At 43.2% G+C, this 10325-nt stretch carries 9 protein-coding genes; 6 read left to right on the plus strand and 3 right to left on the minus strand.

The features are described 5' to 3' along the window. Positions 1 to 663, minus strand: a 663-nt coding sequence (locus HZC12_03685) for a hypothetical protein (GenBank protein ID MBI5025829.1), incomplete at its 3' end; no start/stop codon positions are given. Between the two features lie 491 nt (positions 664 to 1154). Between HZC12_03685 and HZC12_03690 the strand changes: the two genes are divergently transcribed. From HZC12_03690 to HZC12_03710, 5 genes are all read left to right on the plus strand, one after another. Further along, complete coding sequence (locus HZC12_03690; GenBank protein ID MBI5025830.1) at positions 1155 to 1616, plus strand: cytochrome C; 462 nt, start codon at positions 1155 to 1157, stop codon at positions 1614 to 1616. Between the two features lie 446 nt (positions 1617 to 2062). Further along, positions 2063 to 4315, plus strand: coding sequence for a 4-alpha-glucanotransferase (gene malQ / locus HZC12_03695; protein ID MBI5025831.1), 2253 nt, complete (start codon positions 2063 to 2065; stop codon positions 4313 to 4315). Positions 4316 to 4318: 3 nt separating this feature from the next. Beyond that, positions 4319 to 6280, plus strand: a complete 1962-nt coding sequence (gene glgB / locus HZC12_03700) for a 1,4-alpha-glucan branching protein GlgB (GenBank protein ID MBI5025832.1) — start codon at positions 4319 to 4321, stop codon at positions 6278 to 6280. A 50-nt stretch (positions 6281 to 6330) separates the two neighbouring features. After that, positions 6331 to 8205 (plus strand): tRNA uridine-5-carboxymethylaminomethyl(34) synthesis enzyme MnmG, encoded by a 1875-nt coding sequence (mnmG, locus tag HZC12_03705; GenBank protein ID MBI5025833.1) that lies wholly within the window; start codon positions 6331 to 6333, stop codon positions 8203 to 8205. Beyond that, positions 8202 to 8978, plus strand: coding sequence for a prolipoprotein diacylglyceryl transferase (locus HZC12_03710; protein ID MBI5025834.1), 777 nt, complete (start codon positions 8202 to 8204; stop codon positions 8976 to 8978). The genes mnmG and HZC12_03710 overlap by 4 nt, the downstream gene beginning before the upstream one ends. Before the next feature lie 12 nt (positions 8979 to 8990). Here HZC12_03710 and HZC12_03715 read toward each other — a convergent pair whose 3' ends face one another. After that, positions 8991 to 9440: a hypothetical protein gene (locus tag HZC12_03715; protein ID MBI5025835.1), complete on the minus strand. Its 450-nt coding sequence runs from the start codon at positions 9438 to 9440 to the stop codon at positions 8991 to 8993. A 244-nt stretch (positions 9441 to 9684) separates the two neighbouring features. Continuing rightward, positions 9685 to 10104, minus strand: a complete 420-nt coding sequence (locus HZC12_03720) for a DUF1284 domain-containing protein (GenBank protein ID MBI5025836.1) — start codon at positions 10102 to 10104, stop codon at positions 9685 to 9687. Positions 10105 to 10185: 81 nt separating this feature from the next. On the opposite strand from HZC12_03720, the gene HZC12_03725 reads away from it, so the two are divergent. Then, on the plus strand, positions 10186 to 10325 hold a 140-nt coding region (locus tag HZC12_03725; protein MBI5025837.1), incomplete at its 3' end, for a 16S rRNA (guanine(527)-N(7))-methyltransferase RsmG.

Genomic DNA, 10325 nt, shown 5'->3' on the forward strand with positions numbered 1-10325 from the left:
AATGAGCCATGCAGAGGCCATTCTGTCTACAAAGGGATTCTTCCTTGTTACCCATATCCTGCCCTGATAATCCTTGATCTGTTTGGGAACTACGGCAACCTGCTGCTTTCTTATATCGGTGCCGGCTATGCCTCTGATCCCGGCTCTTATGACCTCTATCCTACTTTTGAGGACATTCCCGGTCTTTGATGAGAAAAAATCTATTTTCTTTATCTCGCCGAATTCCTTTAAATGTTTATTAAACCGTTCCAGCAGTAGTTTATTATTTTGAATCCCCGTTCCTTTTCTGATGCTGTTTATCCTCCTTTCCAGATCCTCCAGACCCTTCTCTATCGTGTGGTAGTCCCTTTCTCTTTGCTGATTAAAAAGCCGGATTATCTCGTCATTTTTCATTGTCTCTATCTTGTCCGCCATAACAAAGGCCCCTTCGCCTCCTATGGATACAACTTCGGAGGACAGCCATGTGAAGAATTCAAAATTTTCCTCGCTATAGGGAAGCATATAAACAGCCCCTTTTAGGGATATCGCTCCTGCCTTTGCCAGTCTTCTCCAGATTTTTACCCTATTGTTTACAGGTTTAGATGGAACGCTGTAGAAGAATATGAGCCAGCCTGGTCCCTTTAGGGCGTCTGTTTGCAGTGGTATTTTCGATGTCCTTTTCATCACTAATGTCTTTCTATGTAACTTATGATTCAAATGTAACAGTTGTTACATGAAAATGTCAAAGGGGAAATGATTCGATAATACGTCTGCTGATATAAACCCAAAAACAGAGATAGAAATTCCTTAAAATTCCCTCTCCCTCGCCCGCCCCGCTTCGCGTAGCGAGGCCGGGGATGGGAGCGGGTGAGGGGAGTTATAAGAAAAAGGCATTTTCTAAATCGGGATTTGGGATAAATGCTCGCCTTGACATAAGCTTTAACATCGGGTAATTTATAAATCTGGTTCATTCCTTAAGCATCTCGTTGAGTGGAGGGATCCGAAAGGCCCCCTTTTTATGGGATTGCAGTAGCGATTGTCTCCACATCTCTTATAGCCTTCAGCCATTTTGGAGGAAAGGATTAAGGAGGTGATAAAAATATTCTGGTTTGCTCGGTTATGGTTTTGCAATGAGGAATTAATCTAAAATTGTTTAAAGAATAAGGAGGTAGAAAATGTCAACTCGACAGAAAGTATCTGTGATAGTGTTTTTAATACTTGTTACATTCTCTATTAATGCTTATGCAGGGGATACCAGTTATACGGCGCACATAAAACCGATATTTGATGCAAAATGCATAGGTTGCCATGGCCCTGACGCCGCTCCTGAATATGATGCCTTTAAACAAGAAAAGGATAAATGGCTCGCCAAAGGGAAGGGTATGAGGTTGGATACTTATAGCCACTTAATCTTTTACACCGCATGGCCTGATGCAGGTGCCCTGATGCGCAGACTCGATGACGGGAAGAACACAAAGGATAGAAAGCCCGGAAATATGTATCAGTATCTCGGTGCAACAGAAGAAGAAAGACAGAAGAATCTCAAAATCTTCAGGGAATGGGTAGGCAACTGGACGCTAAAGAAATGGCCTGAAATAACAAAGGAAGATATGAATGGGATAAAGGTTAAATATTAATCTCTCCTTGCGGGTTCAATTTTGTCCCGACTTTATCGGGAAACCCTTAGTTTGATGTTTGATAATAGTCAAGCCGATGTTATTTCGGCAGGCTCAATATTGAATAGTCAGGTCGAAGACTCGATCGACTCTTTGAGTTCAAGTCGTTGCCCCGACACTTCGGGACTCCCGCATAAAGAAATTACTTATTGCCAACCGCGGAGTCCCTGCTGGCAGTGGAAACAGTATGAAGGATTGGTCTGCAATGTCCTCGAGTACATCTGGAGTAATGGCGGGGATGTGAGGTGGCAAATCTGTTATTAATAGTCCTGGGAACATCCATGATCTTCAGTTCATGAAAGATTTAATTGTAAAATATAAAATAACACCCCCACTTGTGACAACTGCCATAGAAGAGCCCACAGGGCACATCTTCGGAAATGGCAGGGCATTGTTCATGAGATGAAATGATTGATGAATTAGCAGAACTCTGCGGCATCATCCCTGAATATTATGATATCTTTGGCAATAAACAGGTAACCCCTGTAGAGACCAAAAAGGCTATCCTCAAGGCGATGAAACTAAAGGTTGATTCGAGGGAGGACTTAAGGGAAGAGATCGAGAAACGACGGTGGAAACCATGGAAGGGTTTCATCGAGCCTGTAAAGATTATCTCTGTGAACGAACAGCCACTCACAATCCCTGTTTATATCCCTGTCAAAGAGGGTGAAGAAAATAGACTAATGTTGTCATGGTCTATAGAGGATGAAAAAGGGCAGAGGGATGAGTATATGCTTTCAGGAAAGGATATAGCTGTTTCAGAACAGCAATGGATAGACGGCATGCGCTACATTAAGATTTACATATCGGATAAAACACAAAGGGATATCGGCTATTATGGGATCACTATTGAATGTGCCCCCACGGACGGACAGGATCTTTTAAGGAAAACTGCTAAGGTTATCATAACTCCTGATACCTGTTATATACCACCCCGCCCTGTCGGGGAAGGAAGGACATGGGGGCTTTACGTTAACCTCTATTCAATCCGTTCATCCAGGAACTGGGGTATCGGCGATTTTACCGATCTCAAGAATGTTGTTAAATTAACTGCTGCCCTTGGAGGCGGATTTGTAGGGATTAATCCTCTTCACGCAATTCCAAACACAAAGCCTTATGGCATCAGCCCATACTCTCCAATAAGCAGGCTTTATAAAAATTTTGTTTATCTTGATGTAGAGAACATACCTGACGTGAAAAAATCAGATAATGCCATGGCGAGCATCATATCTGAGGTTTTCAAAAAGGAGCTGGGTGAACTCAGGAATGGAGACCTGATTGATTACGAAAAGGTTGCATCAGTGAAAGAGGAAATTCTTAAGAATGCCTTTAATGCCTTTTATGAAAGGCACTATAAGCGAAAAACAAAACGTGGAAGGGACTTTAAGAGATATATATCAGAAGAAGGCAATATCCTCGAATCATTTGCAATGTATATGGCACTCTCTAAAGAGTTCGGAGTTTCACCTTCGAGGTCTTTTTTCAAATCAAATATTGTCTCGTCACTCGTCACTCGTCACTCGTCACTGTTCTCGTGGCAGGAATGGCCAGAAGAATATCGTGATTTATCAGGCAAAGCAGTTCAGAAGTTTAAAAAGGCGAATAAAAGGGAATTACTCTTTTATGAATATATCCAGTGGCTTATTGATGGACAACTTAAGGAAGTTGCTGAAGATGCGAAAAATTCCGGGATGGCTATAGGGCTTTATCATGATCTTGCCATTGGCTCTGTCAGCGGAGGAAGCGATGTATGGAGTTATCAAGATGTTGTAGGTGGTGCAAATGTAGGTGCGCCACCTGATGACTTTAACCCTAATGGGCAGAACTGGGGGTTCCCTCCCTTGATTCCCGAAGCACTAAAAGAAACAGGGTATGAATTGTTCATCCAGACAATGAGGAAAAACATGAAATATGGTGGCGCCCTGAGAATTGACCATGCCCCCGGCCTGTTCAGACTCTTCTGGATACCCTATGGAATGTCACCCAGAGATGGCGGATATGTGAGATATCCATATGAAGACCTTCTCAGAATCATTGCACTTGAGAGCGTGAGGAACAGGACAATGGTGATAGCCGAAGACCTCGGCACAATAGGCGAAAACGTCAGAGAGACTCTCCAGAGATTTCAGATGCTCTCTTACAGACTTTTTTACTTTGAGAGAAATTACCCCGAACCTTCCTTTGTTAAACCTGAGATGTATCCTGAAATGGCATTGTGTGCTGTTACTACTCATGACCTACCTACACTATATGGTTACTGGCTGGGACAGGATTTAAAGGTAAAGAAAGAACTTGGTATGTATCCTGACGAAAATGTGTGGCAGCACCAGATTAATGATAGGGAAAGAGACAGAGCGCTCATTCTTTCTGCACTGAGGTCTGAAGGCATCCTGCTGCCTGATGATTTCCCCGCAGGACCGAACATGGCACCACAGATGACCCCTGAGCTATGCTGTGCCATATACAACTATCTCGCTAAAACGCCGTGTAAGCTCGTTCTCGTGAGCCTCGATGATGTTATCGGAACTCTCAATCAGCAGAACATGCCAGGGACGGTTGATACTTATCCTAACTGGATGCAAAAGACACCATTGTTGCTGGATGAGATAGTTATAGACAAAAGGTTTGTTGAGCTTTCTGATATGTTCAGAAAAATTTAGGAAATGGAGGGAGGTTATACGGCAAAATTGGCTGAGGAAAAAAGTGAACAAGCAATATATGGCGTGAGTCTATTGACCGACCATGATATTTATCTTTTTAAAGAGGGAAATCACTTCAGGCTCCATGAAAAATTAGGCTCCCATTTGATGGCAGTAGATGGAGTGAATGGCACCCACTTTGCTGTATGGGCTCCTAATGCAAAAGAGGTATCTGTTATTGGTGATTTCAACGGATGGAACAAAGAATCACATCCCTTGAAGGTTAGATGGGATGGGTCAGGCATATGGGAAGGTTTTATTCCAGGTATTGGTAATAATACAATTTATAAGTATCACATTGTTTCTAATAACAACTATAAGGTTGATAAAGGAGACCCGTTTGCGTTTTCCTGGGAAGTGACCCCTAAAACCGGTTCAATTGTTTGTGACCTCAACTATAAATGGAAAGATCATAAATGGATGAAGAACAGGCATGCATCAAATGCCCTGAATGCCCCTATATCCATATACGAAGTTCATCTCGGTTCATGGAGACGGGTTCCTGAAGAAGGAAACAGATTCCTCACCTATAGGGAAATGGCCCACTATCTTGCAGATTATGTTAAGGAGATGGGATTTACCCATGTTGAATTTCTGCCAGTTATGGAGCATCCATTTTATGGCTCATGGGGCTATCAGGTTACGGGATATTTTGCACCAACGAGCAGGTATGGGACGCCGCAGGATTTCATGTATCTGGTAGATTACTTACATCAGAAAGGAATAGGTATAATCCTTGACTGGGTACCTTCCCACTTTCCGGATGACGAGCATGGACTGGTGTATTTCGACGGGACACACCTTTATGCGCATGCAGATCCTAAAAAGGGTTTCCATCCAGAGTGGCACAGCTACATCTTCAATTATGGAAGATATGAGGTGAGAAACTTTCTTATAAGCAACGCCCTCTTCTGGCTTGATAAATACCATATTGATGGCCTAAGGGTTGATGCAGTGGCATCCATGCTCTACCTCGACTATGGGAGAAGGGAGGGAGAGTGGATCCCCAATGAATATGGCGGGAAGGAAAATATAGAGGCAATAAGCTTTTTGCGGAGATTTAACGAGGCGGTTTATGAAAACTATCCTGATGTCCAGACCATTGCAGAGGAATCAACTGCCTGGCCAATGGTTTCGAGACCGACCTATGTCGGGGGTCTCGGTTTTGGAATGAAGTGGAACATGGGATGGATGCACGATACGCTGAAGTACTTTTCTAACGATCCTGTTTTCAGGAAATATCATCATGACCAGCTTACATTCAGTATATGGTATGCATTTTACGAAAACTTTGTTTTACCCCTTTCCCATGACGAAGTGGTCCACGGAAAGGGCGCACTCAGCGGAAAGATGCCAGGAGAGGAATGGCAGAAAAATGCAAACCTCAGACTCTTATTCGGATACATGTATGGGCATCCAGGGAAAAAGCTCCTCTTCATGGGAGGGGAGTTTGGGCAGTGGAAGGAGTGGAACCACGATGAAAGCCTGGAATGGCATGCCCTTCAGTATCCATCCCATTATGAGCTACAGAGATGGGTCAAGGACCTGAACCATTTTTACAGAACCGAGCCAGCTTTATATGAACAGGATTTCAGCAATGAGGGATTTGAATGGATCGATTTTTACGACTGGGAACACAGCATAATAAGCTTCATAAGAAAGGGTAAAACCACTGATGATATAATCCTCGTTGTCTGCAATTTCACTCCTGTGCCGAGACATAATTACAGGATAGGGGTTCCAAGAGGCGGCTTCTGGAAAGAGGTTCTAAACAGTGATGCGAAGGAGTATGGAGGAAGCGGATACGGCAACCTTGGAGGAGTTGAGGCAGTATCCATACCCTACCAGGGCAGGTATCATTCTGTCTCTCTGACCCTACCCCCCTTTGGCATTCTATTCTTTAAAAGTGAAGGACATAAGAAATGAATCTGTGCTCCATTTGAATAACCTGCTAAAAATCTTTTATAGTAAAAATTATGCATAAAGATTACGATTATGACGTTATCGTTATAGGAGCCGGGCATGCTGGCTGTGAGGCGGCTCTTGCTGCTGCGAGGATGGGCCTTAAGGCGGCACTCTTTACCATGAATCTCGATACAATTGCCCAGATGTCCTGCAATCCGGCCATCGGCGGCCTTGCCAAAAGCCATCTCGTAAAAGAGATTGATGCCCTCGGTGGCGAGATGGCAAGGGTCACAGACAGAGCTGGTATACAGTTTAAAGTATTGAACAAGAGCAAAGGCCCTGCTGTCTGGGCCACGAGGGTTCAGGCAGACCGTGTGTTGTACAGATTGTATATGAAGGAGGTTCTTGAGGCAGAAAAAGGCATTGATATAAAGCAAGCAATGGTAGAGAAAATCCTGATTAAAGACAGGCGTGTTTATGGCGTGGAAACTTCTTTAGAAGTTCCTTGCAGGTCTAAAGCCCTGATAATTGCCACAGGGACATTTTTAAATGGCCTGATTCATATAGGGCTAAAAAGTTTTCCTGCTGGCAGGGCTGGAGAATTTCCATCTGTAGGGCTTTCAGAAAGCCTGCGTAGCCTCGGTTTTAAGATGGGAAGGCTAAAGACAGGCACACCTCCAAGACTTGATGCAAAAGGCATAAATTTCTCTGTTATGACCTTACAGATGGGCGATGAGCCTCCGCCAGCCATGTCATTATTTACAAAGGAGATTAAAAATCCGCAGCTTCCATGTTATATGACTTATACCAATGAGACAACTCATAAGATAATCCGGGAAAATCTTGACTGCTCCCCTCTTTATAGCGGCAGGATAAAAGGCATAGGGCCAAGATACTGTCCTTCAATCGAGGATAAAGTTGTAAGATTTAAAGAAAAGCAGAGGCATCAGGTCTTTCTTGAGCCAGAAGGCCTTAACACAAATGAGTATTACGCCAACGGTATTTCCACAAGCCTGCCCTACGATGTCCAGGTTGCCCTTGTGCGGAGCATACCAGGGCTTGAGAATGCCGAGATAATGAAACCCGGATATGCTATAGAGTATGATTTTGTTTATCCCAACCAGCTCAAGCCAACACTTGAGACTAAAACGATTGATGGTCTTTTCCTTGCAGGACAGATTAATGGGACATCAGGATACGAGGAAGCTGCGGCCCAGGGCCTTATGGCAGGGATAAATGCAGCCCTGAAAATTAAAGGTGAGGAGCCGCTGATACTTGGAAGGCATGAGGCATATATTGGTGTCTTGATTGACGACCTTATAACAAAAGGGACAAACGAGCCATACAGGATGTTTACATCCCGCGCAGAATACAGGCTTTTACTAAGGCAGGACAATGCTGATTTACGGCTGATGGAGAAAGGCTACAGCCTCGGTCTTATTAAAGGAGAGGGTTACGGGGCATTCATAGAGAAAAAAACTCTAATTGATGATGAATTAAGGAGGCTTAAGTCAACAAGGGTTAAACCCGAAGCAATAAACCCTGTACTGAAAGAACTCGGCGGTTCTGAAATAAAAGAGGACACGACCCTCTATCAACTACTTAAAAGACCCGAAATTACATATAAAGAAATAGCAAAGGTTTCACCGCCACCTAAAGGACTGTCTCAGGATGCAGTAAATCAGGTCGAGATTCGAACAAAATATGAAGGCTATATTCAGCGCCAGGCAGAGGCAGCAGAAAAATTCAAGAAACTTGAAGATAAACGGATGCCTGAAGATTTTGTATATCAGGGTATATGCGGGCTCTCAAAAGAAATAGTGGAAAAACTCAAAGAGGTAAAGCCCATTAACCTTGGTCAGGCAAGCAGGATCCCGGGCATAACCCCTGCTGCCATATCCCTGCTTTTAGTAGCAATAGAAAGGCACAGGCGCAGCAAAAAATGATCCCTTATCCAGAAATAAGCCCATATATTTTTAAGATTGGCCCCTTTGAGTTCAGATGGTATGGGCTGATGTATCTCATAGGGTTTTTATCTTCATATCTTCTTGTGCAATATCAGGTAAAGAAGAAAAAGCTGGCGATATCCAGAAAAACTGTAGAAAGCCTCTATTTTTATTTAATTGTCGGACTTATCTTTGGAGCAAGACTGGGTTATGTCCTGTTCTATAACTTAAGTTATTATCTCAAAAATCCACTCGATGTCTTTGCTGTCTGGCATGGAGGGATGTCTTTCCACGGAGGCTTTATTGGTGCCATCTTAGCAGGCATTCTTTTTACTTTTAGAAACAGACTTGACTTCTGGCTCTTAGCAGACCTGGTCGCTGTTACTGCTCCCATAGGCCTTGGCCTTGGAAGGATAGGTAACTTCATAAATGCTGAGCTATATGGAAGGGCTACAGATGTGCCGTGGGCTATGGTATTTCCTGGAGGAGGGGATATCCCGAGGCATCCATCCCAGCTTTATGAGGCCTTTCTTGAAGGCTTTTTATTGTTCTTAATTCTCTGGTTTCTGAAGGACAGGGTTTCAAAAAAGGGCATCCTCCTTTCAGCCTTTCTATTTCTCTACGGTGCCTTCAGATTTTTCGTGGAATTTTTCAGGGAGCCTGATGTCCAGCTCGGTTTTATCCTCGGCCACTTTACCATGGGACAGCTCCTCAGCAGCGGGATGATTCTTATTGGAATCGTCTTATTTTTTATCAGGAAGAAAGCTGCCTGACATCATGGGAGATCATTCCCCTTTCGTCACCAGTGTAACAAAAAACCTGAAGTAGCGGATGCTTGAAAGGATTAATGCACTGCCCATCGCTATATAGATAATTGCTAAGTAGTGTTTTGGAATGTCCGAGTGTCTGAGGGCTGTCCCCAAAACTATCATTAAAGCTATGATGAGATAACTCTTCCATGCCTGAAAGGCAAAAATGCACACTTTCCTCTTCATCGGGAGGATGCGGCTGATGTTTTTGTTGACAAGCCTCAGAAGACCGAAGCGGTGAATGAGCAGAGAGGAAAACAGCCCGAGACAAGTCAGAAGAATACCTTGATTGCTCTCCATCTGTGATAGCCATCTGAATGCGGAAATACAGAGTACTATTCCTACCCCGCTCCATGTAATCCCTGAAAGAAGGACCAATACCCTCTTATCAACAGCCGGTTCCCATTTTTCCATTCTGAATCGCATTAAAATCTCACCATGGTTGAGCTGCTTCCCCCAAAGATATAGATAAAGATATAGATAGGGAAGGCTGTCTCAGAATTTCTATCCCGAAGCATCGGGATTTATATTCTGTTTTAGCCTTTTAGTTTCAATGTTTTTTGTTAATTCCATAACGTTCTTTTTTATAAGGTGTCGTATAGGAATTCTTCACCAGCCTTCCCTATCTAATATATTAGTTTTATTACATTTTATAGTGCTATCTCTATTTTTAGGCTTTCGTGCATCGTTGCATGTTAAGTTCCTGCCATAGCGGACTATTAATACATGCCTTTTTCCATGCGCAACCTGTGCAATAGGTTAGAAACCATTCTCTAAATATCCCTGGCAGCCGCTCTTTTATTGTCTGCCAGTTAATCTTTGTTTCAGGTTTTATTTTTAGCAGTTCAAGGGCTTTCTTGTCCATCTCCATTATCTCTTTCTCAGAGTCTTCGCTATACAGGCATTTACCATCTTTTAAATATGGACATTTCAGACAGACATCATCTGCTCTTTCATATACTAAGAGAACCTCATCAGCGAGCCTCTTTATAAGTTCATGAAGGTTGGTCACAAACTCAGGGCTATAGCCCTCACCGCTGAAGAAATGCAGGCATATCAAATGATGTCCCCTGAGCTTAATATATTCCACAGTCGTTACTCAGCCCTTGCCTTAAAAATCATTCAATCTTATTATATTCATTATTAAGGAGTTTCAGCAAAAAATTCTATCATGCAAGGTAAAAAGATAGAGGTGCTTATAGAAAATGGACTCAGAGGACTGGGGCTTGTCCCTTCAGAATGGCAGGTTAATGCCTTTGTCCTTTACCTTCGAGAGCTCAAGAAATGGAACAGGGCTTATAACCTGACTGC

This window comes from Nitrospirota bacterium, from assembly GCA_016214385.1.
GTDB lineage: Bacteria > Nitrospirota > Thermodesulfovibrionia > UBA6902 > JACROP01 > JACROP01.

Coding starts and splice junctions, on each gene's coding strand:
- mnmG (MBI5025833.1), top strand. CDS start 6,331: ATGCATAAAGATTACGATTATGACGTTATCGTTATAGGAGCCGGGCAT.
- HZC12_03710 (MBI5025834.1), top strand. CDS start 8,202: ATGATCCCTTATCCAGAAATAAGCCCATATATTTTTAAGATTGGCCCC.
- glgB (MBI5025832.1), top strand. CDS start 4,319: ATGGAGGGAGGTTATACGGCAAAATTGGCTGAGGAAAAAAGTGAACAA.
- HZC12_03690 (MBI5025830.1), top strand. CDS start 1,155: ATGTCAACTCGACAGAAAGTATCTGTGATAGTGTTTTTAATACTTGTT.
- malQ (MBI5025831.1), top strand. CDS start 2,063: ATGATTGATGAATTAGCAGAACTCTGCGGCATCATCCCTGAATATTAT.
- HZC12_03715 (MBI5025835.1), bottom strand. CDS start 9,440: ATGCGATTCAGAATGGAAAAATGGGAACCGGCTGTTGATAAGAGGGTA.